This window comes from Paenibacillus amylolyticus (genome assembly GCF_051136285.1).
Classification (GTDB): Bacteria; Bacillota; Bacilli; order Paenibacillales; family Paenibacillaceae; genus Paenibacillus; species Paenibacillus amylolyticus_F.
Map to the genome: position 1 here is coordinate 286,772 of NZ_CP194938.1, position 17,317 is coordinate 304,088.

Annotated in this window: 17 protein-coding genes; 11 read left to right on the forward strand and 6 right to left on the reverse strand. The window is 46.3% G+C overall.

Going from position 1 to position 17,317, the window contains the following annotated elements; genetic code table 11:
- Window positions 1–224 precede the first annotated feature (224 nt).
- From ACR8BL_RS01290 to ACR8BL_RS01305, 4 genes are all read left to right on the forward strand, one after another.
- Window positions 225–1,415, forward strand: coding sequence for a NupC/NupG family nucleoside CNT transporter (locus tag ACR8BL_RS01290; RefSeq protein ID WP_434756522.1), 1,191 nt, complete (start codon window positions 225–227; stop codon window positions 1,413–1,415).
- A gap of 36 nt (window positions 1,416–1,451) precedes the next feature.
- Window positions 1,452–2,630: a phosphopentomutase gene (gene deoB, locus ACR8BL_RS01295; protein WP_434750934.1), complete on the forward strand. Its 1,179-nt coding sequence runs from the start codon at window positions 1,452–1,454 to the stop codon at window positions 2,628–2,630.
- 279 nt (window positions 2,631–2,909) lie between these two features.
- Window positions 2,910–3,617 (forward strand): purine-nucleoside phosphorylase, encoded by a 708-nt coding sequence (deoD, locus tag ACR8BL_RS01300; RefSeq protein ID WP_434750935.1) that lies wholly within the window; start codon window positions 2,910–2,912, stop codon window positions 3,615–3,617.
- A 214-nt stretch (window positions 3,618–3,831) separates the two neighbouring features.
- Window positions 3,832–5,133, forward strand: coding sequence for a pyrimidine-nucleoside phosphorylase (locus tag ACR8BL_RS01305; RefSeq protein ID WP_434750936.1), 1,302 nt, complete (start codon window positions 3,832–3,834; stop codon window positions 5,131–5,133).
- A 642-nt stretch (window positions 5,134–5,775) separates the two neighbouring features.
- Here the strand turns inward: ACR8BL_RS01305 and ACR8BL_RS01310 are convergent.
- Both ACR8BL_RS01310 and ACR8BL_RS01315 read right to left on the reverse strand, forming a co-directional pair.
- Window positions 5,776–6,774, reverse strand: coding sequence for a TIGR03943 family putative permease subunit (locus tag ACR8BL_RS01310; protein ID WP_434750937.1), 999 nt, complete (start codon window positions 6,772–6,774; stop codon window positions 5,776–5,778).
- Between the two features lie 243 nt (window positions 6,775–7,017).
- Window positions 7,018–8,040, reverse strand: coding sequence for a permease (locus ACR8BL_RS01315; RefSeq protein WP_434750938.1), 1,023 nt, complete (start codon window positions 8,038–8,040; stop codon window positions 7,018–7,020).
- A 305-nt stretch (window positions 8,041–8,345) separates the two neighbouring features.
- On the opposite strand from ACR8BL_RS01315, the gene ACR8BL_RS01320 reads away from it, so the two are divergent.
- The 7 genes from ACR8BL_RS01320 (at window position 8,346) to ACR8BL_RS01350 (ending at window position 13,875) form a co-directional block, all read left to right on the forward strand.
- Window positions 8,346–9,557: a GTP-binding protein gene (locus ACR8BL_RS01320; protein WP_434752973.1), complete on the forward strand. Its 1,212-nt coding sequence runs from the start codon at window positions 8,346–8,348 to the stop codon at window positions 9,555–9,557.
- Between the two features lie 82 nt (window positions 9,558–9,639).
- On the forward strand, window positions 9,640–9,789 hold the full coding sequence (gene rpmG, locus ACR8BL_RS01325) for a 50S ribosomal protein L33 (protein WP_036613813.1): 150 nt from the start codon (window positions 9,640–9,642) through the stop codon (window positions 9,787–9,789).
- Between the two features lie 56 nt (window positions 9,790–9,845).
- On the forward strand, window positions 9,846–10,553 hold the full coding sequence (locus ACR8BL_RS01330; RefSeq protein WP_434750939.1) for a metal ABC transporter ATP-binding protein: 708 nt from the start codon (window positions 9,846–9,848) through the stop codon (window positions 10,551–10,553).
- Entirely contained in the window at window positions 10,499–11,377 is an 879-nt protein-coding gene (locus ACR8BL_RS01335) for a metal ABC transporter permease (protein WP_434750940.1), read from the forward strand. The genes ACR8BL_RS01330 and ACR8BL_RS01335 overlap by 55 nt, the downstream gene beginning before the upstream one ends.
- A gap of 23 nt (window positions 11,378–11,400) precedes the next feature.
- On the forward strand, window positions 11,401–12,471 hold the full coding sequence (locus tag ACR8BL_RS01340) for a metal ABC transporter substrate-binding protein (protein WP_434750941.1): 1,071 nt from the start codon (window positions 11,401–11,403) through the stop codon (window positions 12,469–12,471).
- A 163-nt stretch (window positions 12,472–12,634) separates the two neighbouring features.
- A complete protein-coding gene (locus ACR8BL_RS01345) occupies window positions 12,635–13,126 on the forward strand; it encodes a hypothetical protein (RefSeq protein ID WP_434750942.1) in 492 nt (163 codons plus the stop codon).
- A gap of 41 nt (window positions 13,127–13,167) precedes the next feature.
- Window positions 13,168–13,875: a M50 family metallopeptidase gene (locus tag ACR8BL_RS01350; RefSeq protein WP_434750943.1), complete on the forward strand. Its 708-nt coding sequence runs from the start codon at window positions 13,168–13,170 to the stop codon at window positions 13,873–13,875.
- Between the two features lie 135 nt (window positions 13,876–14,010).
- On the opposite strand, the gene ACR8BL_RS01355 is transcribed toward ACR8BL_RS01350, so the two are convergent.
- The 4 genes from ACR8BL_RS01355 to uxuA all read right to left on the reverse strand — a co-directional run bounded on the left by ACR8BL_RS01355 (window position 14,011) and on the right by uxuA (window position 17,280).
- Window positions 14,011–14,382, reverse strand: coding sequence for a DUF4363 family protein (locus ACR8BL_RS01355; RefSeq protein ID WP_434750944.1), 372 nt, complete (start codon window positions 14,380–14,382; stop codon window positions 14,011–14,013).
- Between the two features lie 56 nt (window positions 14,383–14,438).
- On the reverse strand, window positions 14,439–15,170 hold the full coding sequence (locus ACR8BL_RS01360; RefSeq protein WP_434750945.1) for a DUF421 domain-containing protein: 732 nt from the start codon (window positions 15,168–15,170) through the stop codon (window positions 14,439–14,441).
- 170 nt (window positions 15,171–15,340) lie between these two features.
- Window positions 15,341–16,216, reverse strand: a complete 876-nt coding sequence (locus ACR8BL_RS01365; RefSeq protein ID WP_434750946.1) for an SDR family oxidoreductase — start codon at window positions 16,214–16,216, stop codon at window positions 15,341–15,343.
- Window positions 16,213–17,280 (reverse strand): mannonate dehydratase, encoded by a 1,068-nt coding sequence (gene uxuA, locus ACR8BL_RS01370; RefSeq protein WP_434756523.1) that lies wholly within the window; start codon window positions 17,278–17,280, stop codon window positions 16,213–16,215. Before uxuA ends, ACR8BL_RS01365 begins: the two co-directional genes overlap by 4 nt.
- Window positions 17,281–17,317 lie beyond the last annotated feature (37 nt).

Below are 17,317 nucleotides of genomic sequence, written 5' to 3' on the forward strand. Positions count from 1 at the left end.
ATTCTCCTGAACCTTGTTGAAACGATGGCAGGGTTCAGGGGATTTTTACACAATACAATATCCAAGCCTGTTGTTAGCTCACATCTAATCCATTTTCGGAATTTATTGTAAGCGCTTTATAAAAATTTCTGAAAATTACATTGACCCAACTGTCTAATTATTAGATTTAATACCCTTTGAGCTGTGTATACAACGGGATTAACGATCTTCAAAGGAGTGATCACATGAAATACCTTATAGCCATTCTTGGCTTACTCGTTGTTTTTGGACTAGCTTATATCGCCAGTAACGGTAAGAAACAGATTCGATACCGACCGCTTGCGGTAATGATTGTTTTACAGATTGTACTAGCCTACGCTTTGCTGAATACGGAAGTGGGAACATGGCTGATTGGCGGTTTTTCCACTGTATTTAAAAACTTGCTTGATTATGCAGCTGAAGGGATTACCTTTGTTTTCGGCGGTTTGGTAAACATTGGAGCAGAAGGCGGGAGTGGTCCGTTTTTCCTGACTGTGTTAATGCCGATTGTGGTCATCTCTGCCTTAATTGGTATCCTGCAGTATATCCGAATCTTACCTTTTGTTATAAAATATATTGGTCTGGTACTAAGCAAAATCAACGGAATGGGCAAGCTGGAATCATATAACGCGGTTGCTTCGGCGATTTTGGGGCAATCTGAAGTGTTCATCTCCGTGAAAAAACAAATCGGGCTGCTGCCGAAACATCGGCTGTACACCCTCTGTGCATCAGCAATGTCCACGGTATCGATGTCCATTGTCGGCGCCTATATGACAATGATTGATCCGAAATATGTGGTGACAGCGCTGGTGCTTAACCTTTTCGGCGGTTTTATCATTGCTTCCATCGTCAATCCATATCAGGTTACGGAGGAAGAAGATATATTGGAAGTACGGGAAGAAGAGAAACAATCGTTCTTCGAAATGCTGGGAGAATACATTCTGGATGGATTCAAAGTAGCAATTGTCGTAGCGGCGATGCTGATCGGTTTTGTTGCCCTGATTGCCTTGATTAACGGAATATTTAGCGCTGTAATCGGTATTTCGTTCCAGGAACTGCTTGGGTATGTGTTTGCACCTTTTGCCTTTGTTATGGGTGTCCCTTGGAAAGAAGCGATTCAGGCGGGCAGTATTATGGCCACCAAAATGGTGTCCAACGAATTCGTAGCCATGCTGGATCTGAGCAAACAGACCGCATTGTCTGCCAGAACAACGGGGATCGTATCCGTTTTCCTCGTATCCTTCGCCAACTTCTCCTCCATCGGTATTATTGCCGGTGCAGTGAAGGGACTTCATGAGAAACAGGGCAATGTGGTGGCCCGCTTCGGTCTGAAGCTGCTTTACGGTGCATCGCTGGTCAGTGTGCTGTCTGCGATCATCACTGGACTGTTTTTATAAGTCGGATTATTGGAAGCTGGAAGGAGTGCTTAAGTTATGTCAACATTCAAAAGAGTGCATCTGATTGTTATGGATTCTGTAGGGATCGGCGAAGCGCCGGATGCAGCAGAATTTGATGATTTTGACGTCGATACGTTGGGTCACATTGCACGTGAACGTGGGGGTCTGAACATGCCGAATATGGCAAGTCTCGGACTGTCCAACATTGAACCAATTCAGGGTATCCCTGTTGCGGATAAACCTAAAGCGTATTACACCAAAATGCAGGAAGCTTCCCGTGGTAAAGACACGATGACAGGTCACTGGGAGATCATGGGCCTGTACATTGATACACCTTTCCGTGTGTTCGAGAACGGCTTCCCCGATGAGCTGATTCAGCGCATCGAAGAGAAGACAGGACGTAAGGTGATTGGTAACAAACCAGCCAGCGGCACGGAAATTTTGGATGAACTGGGTGCGGAGCATGTTGAAACAGGCGCACTGATCGTTTACACGTCGGCTGATTCCGTTCTGCAAATTGCAGCTCATGAAGATATCGTTCCTTTGAAAGAATTGTATGAGATCTGTGAGTTCTGTCGTGAAATCACGCTTGAAGATCCGTATATGTTGGGACGCATTATTGCACGTCCATTCGTGGGCGAGACGGGGAACTGGAAACGTACAGCGAACCGTCATGACTACGCGCTGAAACCGTTTGGCCGCACTGTAATGAATGAATTGAAAGACGGCGGTTTGGATGTTATTGCTTTGGGTAAAATTGCGGATATTTACGATGGCGAAGGGGTGACAAAGTCCGTTCGTACGGTCTCCAACATGGATGGCATGGACAAGTTGTCTGAAACACTGGATGAAGAGTTCACTGGACTCAGTTTCCTGAACCTGGTTGATTTTGATGCGTTATACGGTCACCGCCGTGATCCGCAAGGTTATGCGCAAGCCCTTGAAGATTATGATGCACGTTTACCAGAGATTTTTGCGAAAATGACAGACGATGATCTGCTGCTGATCACAGCTGACCATGGTAATGATCCAACCTACCGCGGCACAGATCATACGCGTGAATATGTACCGCTGCTGGCTTACTCCCCACGTTTCAGCGAGGGTAAAAAGCTTGAACTGCGTAGCACGTTTGCCGATCTCGGTGCTACGGTAGCGGATAACTTTGGAGTCAAACTGCCAGAGTATGGAAAAAGTTTCTTGAACGAGTTGAAATAGATTTGCGTATCACGAATGATGTTTGCATCGTTAAGGGCATGATCCTTATCAAGTTGATCGTAGCATAGGCAGAGAGGGCTCCGGGGTGATGTTTCACTGTTCCTGATTGAACCTGGATAATTTCATTGGACCTTGATGATATTCAATGGCAGTGAATTGTACCACAGGGAGCCAGCTCTGCACGTATGCTATGCCAGGATATAGTTATCGGAATGTACAGGTTCTATACGATGTGAGTCGGAACAAAAAAACAAGATGATTTTTATTGGAGGAGATTACATGAGTACACATATCGGAGCAAAACCAGGAGATATCGCAGAAACGATCCTTTTGCCAGGAGATCCGCTCCGCGCGAAGTATATTGCTGACACGTATCTGGAAGATGTTGTATGTTACAACGAAGTTCGTGGCATGCTCGGTTTCACAGGTACATATCAAGGTCACCGGATTTCCGTGCAAGGTTCAGGGATGGGGATTCCATCCTTTGCAATCTATGCAAATGAGCTTATTACCGAATATGGCGTGAAAAACCTGATTCGTGTAGGTACTTGTGGCGGAATGCAGGAGCATGTACGTGTACGTGATGTGATCCTGGCACAAGCAGCTTGTACGGATTCCAGCATGAACAAACATGTTTTTGGTGGATATGATTTCTCACCAATTGCAACCTTCTCATTGTTGAAGGAAGCTTACGACCGCGCTACAGCAAAAGGCATGAAAATTCATGTCGGTAACGTGTTCAGCTCAGATTCTTTCTACCGTGATGACCGTTCGGTGACAGAAAAATTGATGAAACACGGCGTGCTTGGCGTAGAGATGGAAACAACAGCACTGTACACCATTGCTGCGAAGTTTGGTGTGAACGCTTTGACTATCCTGACCGTAAGTGACCACTTGCTGACAGGTGAAGAGACTTCTGCTGAAGAGCGTCAAAAAACATTTAACGACATGATGGTTGTAGCGTTGGATACAGCGATTACCCTGTAAAAATATCGAAACTGGTGTTGAAGCATGGAGTGAAGGAACCGGAATTGATTCTGGAGAAGCGAAGCGTGCGCCTTTTTCCCCGAATTTCAACCATGCATAATGGTGATTCAGAGAAATGGGGAGACAACAGCGCTCGAAAGAACGATCTGGAGTCGGAACGTCTCCCGCTCAACACGTGTTCTGTACAATCAATTTTACACAAGGAGAGATTATCATGAGAATGGTAGACATAATTGCCAAAAAACGTGACGGAAAAGAACTGACAACAGCGGAGATCGATTTCGTTGTTCAAGGATATACACAAGGGGAAATTCCGGATTATCAAGTTAGCGCATGGGCGATGGCTGTATTTTTCAAAGATATGACGGATAAGGAACGTGCAGATCTGACTATGTCGATGGTAAACTCCGGCGAAACGATTGACTTGTCTGCTATCGAAGGAGTTAAGGTAGATAAACACTCCACAGGAGGTGTTGGTGACACAACCACTTTGGTGCTTGCACCACTCGTGGCTGCACTCGATGTACCTGTAGCCAAGATGTCCGGACGTGGTCTGGGACACACTGGCGGCACAACGGACAAGCTGGAATCCGTTGCAGGGTTCCACGTTGAACTGGAAAAAGAAGAGTTTATTCGTCTTGTAAACGAGCACAAGGTAGCGGTTATCGGCCAAAGCGGCAACCTCACACCTGCGGACAAAAAGCTGTATGCGCTCCGTGACGTAACGGCAACGGTAAACTCCATTCCGCTGATCGCAAGTTCCATCATGAGTAAGAAAATTGCAGCCGGTGCAGATGCGATCGTATTGGACGTCAAAACTGGCGCAGGCGCATTTATGAAAACAACAGAAGATGCTAAAGAGTTGGCACACGCCATGGTTAGCATTGGTAACAATGTAGGACGTAAAACGATGGCAGTTATCTCTGATATGTCTCAACCACTCGGACTTGCAATCGGTAACGCGCTGGAAGTCAAAGAAGCGATTCTTACGCTCCAAGGTAAAGGCCCGAAAGATTTGGAAGAGCTGTGCCTGGCACTGGGGCGTCAGATGGTGTTCCTCGCAGGTAAAGCAGATTCACTGGAGCATGCTGAAGAGAAACTCAAAGAAGTGATCCAGAACGGTAAAGCGTTGGAGAAATTCAAACACTTCCTGGCGAACCAAGGCGGAGATGCTTCTGTGGTAGATCACCCGGAGCGCTTGCCACAAGCACAATATCTGATCGAAGTACCAGCAGATCGCGACGGTTATGTAGCTGGAATTGTTGCGGACGAGATCGGAACAGCGGCGATGCTGCTTGGTGCTGGTCGTGCAACGAAAGAGTCCGAAATTGATCTGGCGGTTGGTTTGATGCTGAACAAAAAAGTGGGCGATGCAGTGAAAGCTGGCGAGTCTCTCGTAACGATCCACGCAAATCGTGAAGATGTCGATGCAGTAATTGCGAAAATTAAGGAAAACATTACGATCGCAGATCATGCCGACGCACCTGTATTGGTTCATGATATCGTAACGGAGTAAAAGGATAATTAAGGTAAATAAGTGGGATAGAAAAGCAGGGTGACGGTGCACTTTGTGACTTTCCTGCTGCCTGTAGTCCGCTAGACTACTACAAACTGCCGTAAGATCCCTTGCGGACATACAGTTGTAAATATTCAATTGTAAACATACAGGTGAACATAATCTAACAAAGAAGACGGAGCAGATATAATCTGCCCGTCTTTTTTATGTCAATTTAAAACTTTTTCACTTCTTTACTGAAATAAAGTCAGTGTCTAGGTTTGTTTCGCTGTGACGAGTTACTAACGAACGATTTAACAACTATTTTCCCAGCAGTGAGAGAGCCACTCTGAGGAGGTTTGAAAATTCTAACGATCACCAGAAACGCTATTTTGGTTAAATCAGGGCGTTAATTCTTCTAACGATCACAGCAAACCCTATTTCAAAAATTTAAGGTGATGTAGGGCATTTTTCTGGTGTTTTCAGCAAAATAAGCTCTCTGGTGATCGTTAGAATTTCAGGGCGCCTTTTTTCGCCTAAATAAGCTCGTCTGAGACCGTTAGAATTAAGAAGGGCGTGTTGGCGACCCTTTTCGTTAATTTTTTCAACTCGATGATGTTCTACTTCTTCTATCTTACTTACTTAACCTACTTACTTACTCACTTACTCACTTACGATCTTATCATATGCCTTAACGGAATCGGCGCTCGTGTAAATGTATGGAGAAGCTGGCTGATTAATCGGGGTTACGGTTGTTGCCCGAATCTCCAGTGTATCCTTACCATCCACCTGCGCTGAGCCGATGATACCACGAACCTGAACCCAACTATCTTTTTCAAACTGCTTCGCCTTCGGAAGGTGAATCATGACACCGAAAGGAGCCGCATCTGCCGGACAACACATGACGAGAAAACGTCCTAGCGCAAAATGAGATTGATGTTCCATGCTGTCGTCCCGATAAACGAATCCGGTAAGCATAATCTCTTTGCCCGTGAATTGGCGCTGGAACATATCAATGGTGCCTAGAGTTTCTGAAAATATTTCGGGATACACATGAATGATAGGTTCTGCATATAATTTTTTCGCCAATTCTGCAAATTCACGGCTATACTCATCCGGCGGTACAAACTGCACACTGGCAGATACTTCGGATAACTTGTCATTTTGCTGTTTTGTACCTTGCGTGACCGTATAATCTTGTACGCTCAACTTAGCAGCCGCATCTGGCAATGGATCTTTACGCCGAATTTCAGGCGGAGCATACGTCAGGGACATACCCTTCTGACTGGCCATCGAACTGCCCAAAGCGTGATCTGGGAGCAGAAAGCCAAGCAATAATGGTAGAGCAATCAAACCATAGACCATTGAGCTGCGAAAAACCCCGGAAGGAGGAGGATGCTCACAACCGCAGTCGAATTCATTTCGACCAAAAAGAGCATGCCATATCATAATCACAGCTATAAACAGGAGTGGAACTGCACAACCGAGAAGCAGCTTTTGCATCGTAGGAGCCAGATAATAATGGAGGGAGTTGCTCGATTTGAGGTGCATAATATAACCAGCCAAAGAGCCGATCCATCCTGCACGAATGAGGGTATGCCACTGAATGGAGGTTCGTTTTGCAAAAAAGCTGTTGTTCATTGCATGACTTGCACGAATCATGTTTTTCACTCCTTTCACCTATAGATCAGTTCACAAATCATGAAACCTTAGCCGGAAAATTAGTTTATAGCATTAATCATTAATGGCATTAATCAATTATACTTTTCATTATCATCGAACCTTTTCAAATCTCATCTAGTTTGATTCAATTTTTATCTAATCGCTTTGATTCTCCGTTGTTTTTACTTACCACTTAGAATTAGGACTGCCAATCGACAATCACATCGAAAAGTTTTTCAACCCTCACCCTAAGATGTTGACTAGCCACGAGCCTGCAAAAACAAGAACAATAATCGCCAGACTTAAGCCAATGACAAAGCGGGTGCGGAAGGTGGAGAGCAACATCAGTGTGCTTTTGAAATCCAGCATCGGACCGAGAACAAGGAAGGAAATCAGCGGGCCGAGAGCAAATGTATGTGAAAAAGCCGAAGCCACAAAAGCATCTGAAGTAGAACACAAGGACAAGACATAAGCAAACCCCATCATAAATACATACGACGCAACCGGGCCGTTCCCCAGTGCAATCAGATCACTCCGGCTGACAAAGGTCTGAATACAAGCTGTAATCAGGGCACCTATCACTAAATATTTGCTCATATCAACGAACTCGTCACCAGCATGAAGAAAAAAACTGCGCCAATTCTTTGGATGTGTATGAGAGTGCGAATGCGAAGAAGCCATTTTGAAACCAGGGTGTGTCTTCACTTCGGTCACGACTGCTTTGGGCAAGCGCAGAGGATTACGTTTCACAAAAACATACACAAGCCCGCCAACCGCAGCCGCCACAGCAAATGCCAGTCCCATACGAGCGATAGTGATCTCAGGGTGATTAGGAAATGCGAGCAGCGTGGCGGTAAACACAATTGGATTCACGACAGGCCCGCTAAGAATAAACGTAACCGCTATGTACGCAGGCATGCCTTTATGCATCAGCCGCCGCACAACCGGAATCATTCCGCATTCACAGATGGGAAAAATAATACCAAGCAGCCCCGCCACAAGCACGCCGCCAACGGGATGTTTGGGTGTGAGTCTTCGCACCATCTCTTCCGATACAAACCACTGCATAAGAGAGGACAAGAACACCCCCATGAGCAGAAAGGGCGCTGCCTCCAGAAAAATACTCACAAATACCGTTTTTATATTTTGCAACGCTTCGCTATTCCAGACCTTATTCAGATCCGGGGCAAACGCAATAACAACCGGAACCAAAAAGGCACAGGGAACCAGGAAGGTGAGAAGTTTCAAACTAGCTGCCATTCTCATGAAAAGACCTCCGTTACTAGAACTTTGCTAGAATATATGCTTGTACTTGCTGCAACATACATCGATTCATTCAGCTAATCAGTGAATTTACGATTAAAATGTTCATTAACAAACATCCAGTTGACAAGTTAAGGAGCAGTAAGGTATAGTTCTCAATGTATTTAATAGTAATAATTACGATTAAATACATCACCCAAATAAGTACACTATATAAGTACAACATCCATCATCCCAATTTTCTATCTCAACATCCCAGAATCTTTGATGGATCACTAACTTAACGATAAGAAGTGGAGGAAACAATGATGTCAGTAACAGATCAACAACAACAAACTCCGAATCGAGTGCCGGTTACGGTTCTTAGTGGTTATCTTGGAGCAGGTAAAACCACCTTGTTAAACCACGTGCTTCATAATCGGGAAGGCATGCGTGTGGCCGTCATCGTAAACGATCTGAGTGAAGTCAATATTGATGCAGGTTTGATTCGGGATGGAGGCGGGTTATCACGGATCGATGAGAAGCTGGTTGAGATGTCAAACGGATGCATCTGCTGCACACTTCGTGAAGATTTGCTGAAAGAGGTGGAGCGGCTTGCGCTGGATGGCTCGTTCGACTACATATTAATTGAATCCACGGGCATTGGTGAACCGGTTCCTGTGGCACAGACCTTTACGTACATTGATGAGGAACTCGGCATTGATCTGACCCAATTCACTCGTCTGGACACGATGGTAACAGTGGTGGATGCTGCTCAGTTTTGGCGGGACTTTTATTCGAAAGAGACACTTAAGGATCGCGGACAGGAAGCCGGAGAAGATGACGTACGGGGCATTGTGCATTTGCTAACCGATCAGGTTGAATTTTGTGACGTTCTTGTGCTGAACAAATGTGATCTGGTGTCCGAAGTAGAACTATCGAAGCTGGAAAAGGCACTGCATGCGATGCAACCTGAAGCCAAGTTGGTTCGTACTACGCATGGAAAGATTGATCCGAGAGAGATTTTGAACACAGGACGGTTTGATTTTGAAAAAGCAAGCCAGTCCGCGGGCTGGATCCGCGAAATAATGAAAGAAGAGCATACGCCTGAGACCGAGGAATACGGTATTCATTCGTTTGTATACCACCGCAAACGTCCTTTCCATCCTGAGCGCCTGCTGCGCTGGATCGCTAAGTGGCCAGACAGTATCGTTCGCTCCAAAGGGTTGATGTGGATGGCTACACGTAACCATATGGCTGTTTCGTTTAGCCATGCGGGTACGTCCAAACAGCTTGCACCTGCTGGAATATGGGTAGGAGCGATGAGCGAAGAGGAGCGGCATCTTCATTTTGGCGACACACTTCCAGCTATTCCGGACTGGGATGAAGAGTGGGGTGACCGGGTAACCAAGCTGGTGTTTATCGGGATCGATATGGATCGTGCAGCCATTGAACGAACATTGGACGAGACATTGCTTACGGATGAAGAGATGCAGATGAACTGGCGCGAACTGAAAGATCCTTTTCCACAGTGGAGCTAACATAAGAAGTTGACAAAATAAAAGGCTTAGGCTACTATCATTAAATAGTAATTATTACGAATAGATAAAGGGAGGCAACACCATGAGAGTCATTGTAACTTTAGCCTGCACGGAGTGCGGAGACCGCAATTATACAACAACGAAGAACAAGCGTAACCATCCAGAACGTCTGGAGATGAAGAAGTATTCACCTCGTTTGAAGAAGATGACAATTCACCGGGAAACACGCTAAAAAAATTTGATTTTTCTAAATCGTAATATTTACGAAAAAAAGAAAGAGGTAACACCATGATTTTATCTTCCATGCGTGATGTCGTATTTGGATATGGCAAAGAGCCGGTCATTGATCAGCTGTCGCTGGATATTTATGTGGGCGAATTTGTTGGTATCACGGGGCCGAATGGCTCTGCGAAGACAACGATGTTGAAACTGCTACTGGGGCTCTTGAAGCCCTGGAGTGGTTCGGTACATATGAACAGACAGCAGCTCCGAGGCAAAAAACTGGAGATCGGTTATGTGCCTCAGCAAGTCGCCTCGTTTAATAGTGGTTTTCCCAGCACGGTCATCGAACTGGTGCGATCCGGATGTTATCATAAGCTGGGCCTTTTTCGAAGATTCACCTCGGACAAAGAGGCCATTGTTGAACGAAGCCTGCGTGAGGTTGGCATGTGGGAATACCGCAATGCACGTGTAGGGGAGCTATCGGGCGGACAGAAGCAGCGGATCTGTATCGCACGTGCCTTGGCTGGACAGCCTCAAGTGCTTGTGCTGGATGAACCCACCACCGGTATGGATCGGCGCAGTAGAGAAGGGTTTTATGACTTGATGCGTCACTATGCAGATGTTCATGGTCTCACCATCATTATGGTTACACATGGTCTGGAAGAGGTGGGTAGCCGGCTTGATCGAACGATCACTTTGGAGCGACAAGAAAGTGAGGAATGGCAGTGTTTGAGTACGAATTCATGCAACGTGCTTTCTGGGCAGGAGGGCTAATTGGGATCATTGCACCCATTCTGGGTGTATATCTGATGCTCAGACGGCAGGTACTGATGGCGGATACACTTTCTCACGTTTCGCTGGCAGGTGTTGCTCTGGGTTCCGTCATGAATCTGAATCCGGTTCTAAGCGGTTTCGCTGTTGCGATCATTGGTGCACTCTTGGTGGAGCAGCTAAGGCGAAGTTATCGCACATACAGTGAGGTGCCTGTTGCGATCATTATGACCTCAGGCCTGGCTCTGGCTGTTGTGTTAATGAGTCTGAAAATGAATCTGTCCAAAACCTTCAGTTCTTATCTGTTTGGTTCCATCGTCGCGGTGAGTAATATCCAGCTGTGGATGATGGCCGTGGTATGTTTAATCGGATTGACCTTTTTTATCGTTCTGCGAAGACCGTTGTACAATTTGACATTTGATGAAGAGACGGCTTCCATTGGAGGCGTTCAGGTCAGAGGATTATCCTTTGCCTTTGCGATACTAACCGGAATGACTGTGGCCTCTGCGATGCCAATTGTAGGTGTACTGCTTGTATCTGCACTAATCGTGTTACCGGCAGCATTAGCTTTGAGAGTTGCACGCAGTTTTGCCGCAGCCATTGTTATTGCTGTCATTACAGGTTTGACGGGCATTTTTAGCGGTCTCACCGCTTCGTATCAGTGGAATACACCTCCGGGAGGAACGATTGCGCTCATCTTGTTACTTTTCCTGTTGACTGGAATATCGGCTCAAAAGTTGATTTCACTATACAACCGTAAGCGTCATCGCGCAGTAAAACAACAGCAGACAGCAACGTTATATATTCATTCAAAAAGCAACACATAAAGATGAAATGGGGAAATCATACGATGAAATTTGGCAAAACTTCCGCGCTGGGACTTATGTTCAGTTTGGCACTTGTTGCAACTGGCTGCGGTCAAAAGACAACGGCATCCAATTCAGATCAGGCTGCAGCTGCATCAACTCCGGCGACTTCAGAACAAAAGTTGAATGTAGAGGTCAGTTTTTATCCGATGTATGAATTTACCAAAAACGTGGCGGGTGATCTGGCCGATGTACATACCCTTATTCCGCCAGCTATGGAGCCGCATGACTGGGAACCAACGCCTCAGGACATTGCCAGTATTGAAAAAGCAGACGTTCTCGTCTACAACGGGGCAGGTATGGAATCCTGGATGGATCAGGTCAAAGACAGCCTGAGCAATAGTAAACTTGTGCAGGTAGAAGCCAGTCAAGGGATTACGATCCACAAGGGCGGCGAAGAAGAGGAGCATGATCATGCCGACAAAGCAACAACCACTGAAGAGCATGATCATGCGGATAATGCTACTGCGAAGGAAGGGCACGACCATGACGATGCCGCCGCAGGGGAAGAGCATGACCACGATCATGGCGGACTTGATCCTCATGTGTGGTTGTCCCCGGCACTGGCTATCAAGGAAGTGCGTAACATTGAAGCAGGACTTGCGAAAGCGGCACCTCAGCATGCAGATCAGTTCAAGCAAAACGCAGATGCATATATCGCCAAGCTGGAAGCACTCGATCAGGATTTCAGGGTGGCTGTGAAGAACAGCAAACGTAAGGACTTCATTACACAGCACGCGGCTTTTGCCTATTTGGCAGAAGAATATGGTTTGCAGCAGGTTCCAATTGCCGGGTTGTCTCCTGAACAGGAACCATCCGCAGCGCAGATGGCGTCGGTCATTGATTTTGCTAAGGAACACAAAGTGAAAACGATCTTTTTCGAAACCCTCGTTTCATCCAAAGTGTCCGAGACCATTGCACAAGAGATTGGTGCCAAGACAGCCGTGTTAAATCCGATTGAAGGTCTGACCGAAGATGAGGTTAAGGCAGGCAAAGATTACATCCGTGTGATGAGAGAGAATCTGGAAGCGTTGAAGCTGGCGTTGAACGAGTAGAAACGATGATTGTCATTTGATGCTTTTCACCGAAAAAGGTACAATATAACAACATGCTGAGGAATGAACGTAACCTGTTCCTTTGCCTTTTGCGAAGCAGAGAGCACAGTGATGTGCTCTCTTTCGTTTGAGATGATCGGATATGCAGACCAGGAGGAACAAGATGAATTTATATGAAGGAAATGAAGAACAGGAAGTGCTGTTAAGTGAACAGCCTACCCGTCTGTGGAGAAGACGGAAACAGGAACTCCTGCACTGGACAGAACGGGACAAACGAACCGTGTCACCCAAACGGACGGCGATATGGAATGGGGTAGAAGTCGATGCAGAACTGGTTCGTACACTGAGCCTGCTGCAGGAAGCAGGGGTGCGGACGGAGTTTTCATGTGCCGGGGTCAGCCCCCTGGATGAACCTGTCGATCATTCCCTATATGCCTATGTAACGCTCATTCAAAGCCAAGCGGCAGAGCAGTTTGTGAACGATGCAATGGTGCGGATGCGAAATCGACTTATGGTTACTTATGAGAAAGGGCGGGGGCGATATGATCTATCCTCTTTTTTCATTGGACACAATCGAAGCTTCTGCTGGTGGATTGAACAGTGCGCTCTTGACTTCAAAAGACGAAACGAAGTAGGGAAGCCTGACGTAATATAATGGATAAGCTCGCTACTTGAAGGCAAGGAGGTCTGAATAGATTGAACAAGTGGCTCAAAACGATACTTTTTCTTATGGCCTCTGTATTTCTAACCCGGTTTATCCCGTTCTCGTCTTTGTTTCGTAATTTGGATACGATGATTCATGAATTCGCTCATGCGCTAATGACGCTGGTTTTGTCTGGCAAAGTGCTGCGCATTGAATTATACGCGGATCATAGCGGTGTAACGTATTCGTCTATGCTGACATCGGGAAGAGCGATTTTTGTTTCGCTGGCAGGGTACATTGGTGCATCACTTTTTGCATGGCTACTGTTTTACTTGTACCGTAAAGGTCGGCACACGTGGGGCCTGGGAATCATGACGGCAGTCGCCCTTGTATCGCTGCTTTTATATGTCAGAGGTGAATTCGGTATGTTGTGGTTGACCGGGTTTATCGCGTTGAATGTAGTTATTATGATTTTTGGTGTGAAGATTGCCAAGTACTACTATCTGTTACTCGCCTTCATAACGCTGGAGGAGTCGGTGGTCAGTGCGATGTATATCGGTTGGACATCCTGGATTCGCCCATCTCAGGCTGGAGACGCGGCTAATCTGGCACAACAGACGTTCATGCCAGCACTTTTCTGGGGTACGTTGTTTGCCTTGTTTGCCTTATGGTGTGCAAAAGGCGCGCTCGCACTTTTCTTCCGCAAAGAAGGCACGGCAAGTTCATCAAAGCCAAAGTCCCGTGGGTTGAACAGAGCATAAGAGCGAGACATGAATTAGGTTATGGTTGATGAGCGAAGAGCACTTCCTTTTTTGAAAAGGAGGTGCTTTTTAATTTTTCCGGTAGGAGTTTGCATCGATGTATACCTCGTGAAGCTACGTTTAGCTAATTTGTAGTTAGTCCCCGAGATTATCCCATAACGCATAAAAATAATAAATCTCCTCCATGATCGCCTGATCATCCTTCGCCGCAATGCCGCCTTGAATTCGTGCAAGTGCGCCCAGAATATCATAAATGCTCTCACGTTCTACGCTGTATTGAATGCGGTTAACGATCCGATCCCAAGCTTGCATAGCATACTCGACCTGAGCTTTGGCTGGTACCCACTGTTTGTCCTGAACCTGTTTCTCCAGCATTTGGACAGATTCAAGTAACCGATCCTGCGTGCCAAAAGGTTTTTTTAGCCAAGGGCCGCTAACCATGATCGTGATAAAAAGCAACAGAATGAGGATAGGAAGCGTATAGATCAGCCATTTATGCTTTTTCATTTCATTTCAGCACCTCCAGGGACAAGTTTGGTCAGATTGTTTGTAATGGACTGCAATTAATTATCGTCATTTTTTTCCTCATCTGTACCCATCTTGTTGGATAACTTATCTTTGTACAAATCGATGTATAACTTGTCATTCGGTAAAATGGCTGCAAATGCAATGTCCTGAATCGTCAGGTTTTGTGATTTCAATTGCTCTGTTAACCAGCGGCCGTCTTTATTTCGTTCTGCCAATTTTTCCTTAATCAGTTCCCCGTCGATAATAAGCTCGGTCATGAGCTTCTGAGGTGGCGGGTGCATGTGCATATCCTTTGCAGTAACGGGCTGATTCTCTGCTCTTAGAGCAATGGAGAGAGTGCCGTCCGGTTCCAAAATGCCATAATCGACCGTGGTCAGGTCAAACACATCCTTTTGTCGCAGCATCATGGTGAGTTCATCGAACTTCACTCGCATTTGATTCAGATTTTGTTCCAGAATTTTGCCGTTCTGAATGACAAGAGTGGGATCCGAGTCCATGAGTTGGGAGAAGGCGCGGCTTTTCAGCGTAATGTATTGAAAGATGATGGTGATTAAGGTGAAGATGGTTAACGCGACAAAATGAATCCACGCTTTAGATGACAAATCCGTTGCAAATGTACCTGCAATGGAGCCAATCGTAATACCGTTTATATAATCGAAATAGGTCAGGTTGCCCATCTGTTGTTTTCCTAATACTCTCGTATAGATCATTAAGGTAAGAAAAGCGATAATCGCTCGAACCGCAACGACTGTGGTTTCCTCCATCATATATCTATCACCATCCTTTACCTCCACAATCCTTGCCCACAACGTTCCAACTTATTCCTTACTGGCTGAACGTCAAATCAACGCCAAAAAAACCGAAGCCCGTGAGCATATCACGAGGTTCGGTTTGATTGTGAATCTGTTCCAGACAATCGAGGTGTCCAAAAAGAAGGCTATACGCCGGAATAGGCCATGAATCCGCCGTCTACAGGCACAACAATGCCAGTCACGAAGCCGGACTGATGCTCATCTGCCAGCCACATTAACGTACCGAGCAGATCCTCCGGTTTACCAAAACGGCGCATTGGGGTATGCGCAATAATTTTGCTGGAGCGCTCTGTAGGTGAGCCATCTGCTTGTAGAAGCAGATTACGATTTTGCTCAGTCAGGAAGAAGCCTGGAGCAATCGCGTTGACTCGAATCCCGGACTCCGCCAGATGCACGGCAAGCCACTGTGTAAAATTGTTAATGGCAGCTTTGGCAGCACTGTACGCAGGCACTTTAGTCATGGGAGATGGGGCACTCATGGACGATATATTGATGACCGTAGCCAGTACATCACGCTCAATCATGTGTTTGGCAAAAATTTGAGTCGGGATAAGGGAGCCGACAAAGTTCAGATCCATGACCTGCCGAAACCCCTCTACACTGACATCAAAAAAGGTGGTCACATCCGGATTACCCAAATCCTCCGGTTTAAAAATTTCATTCGTTGTATTGGCACTGGCGTTATTACCGCCTGCACCGTTAATCAATATGTCACATGGGCCGAGTTGCTCACGAACGATATCGGCTGCTGCCTGTACACTTTCGGCCTGGGTCACATCACATGCAACGGCAATGGCACGACCTCCGGCTTTTTCAATCGCGGTTGCAACGTCTTGACCTTTGGATACCGTCCGGTTCAGGATGGCCACCTTGGCGCCGTGCCTTGCGAGTTCTTCAGCCATAGAGCGGCATAATACGCCTGCCCCTCCGGTAATGACGGCTGTTTTGCCTTCAAGGCGAGAAGTACGTTCCAGATTCAGGTTCGAATTATGTTCGCTCATGCGTTTGCCCTCCTTTGCAGTGAATCCCAGACACCCCAGAGATACATAATACCGAGTGCGCGATCATACAGCCCGTAACCTGGTCTGCATTCTTCTCCCCACAAATGCCGTCCGTGGTCGGGTCTTGCGTATCCTTCAAAACCAATATGATGATAGGCTTCTACAACCCCTGCGATATCTACACTTCCGTCCTGACTGCGGTGAGAAGTTTCGATAAAGTCACCATTCTCATAGACCTTCACATTACGGATATGAGCAAATGGAATCCGATCTTTGAATTCATGAATCATACCGATGATATCGTTGTCCGGGTTCGCCCCCAGAGAGCCGCTGCACAGGGTCACACTATTCGACGGACTATCATACAGATTCAGATATCTGCGGACGTTGTCCTGATTGATAATAATTTTAGGTAGTCCAAAGATCGGCCATGGTGGATCATCCGGATGGATAGCCATACGAATGCCAAGGCGCTCGGCGGCAGGGATGATCTCTTGCAGGAAGTAACGTGCATTATCCCACATATCTTCCTCACTCACATCTTTGTAGGCTTCAAACAAGCCTGTCAAATACTGCAGTCGTTCTGGTTCCCAACCTGGCATTGTCAGGGTGGAGTTTTCATTGATTTTGCGAACCAGTTCAAGTGGTTCAATGTTCTCAATTTTGCTGGCCTCATAGAAGAGAGCTGTTGATCCGTCCTCCATTTCTTTGTGCAGGTCGGTACGCAGCCAGTCGAAGATCGGCATAAAATTATAACAGATCACCTTGACCCCCACTTGGGCAAGTTTCTCCATGGTTTTAATGTAATTGCTAATATACTTGTCCCGGGAAGGCAAGCCAAGCTTGATATCTTCATGAATATTAACACTTTCTACCACATCCAGATGCAGCCCGGCTTTGTCCGCAGCTGCCTTAACAGCGAGTATTTTGTCCATCGGCCACTCATCGCCTGCAGGAACATCATGCAATGCCCATACAATGCCTTCGACGCCGGGGATTTGCCGGATCTGATCCAGCGATACCGTGTCATTGCCTTCGCCAAACCAGCGAAAAACCATCTTCATCCCATTCACCTCATCCTAATTAGTGGAAGCAACAGTA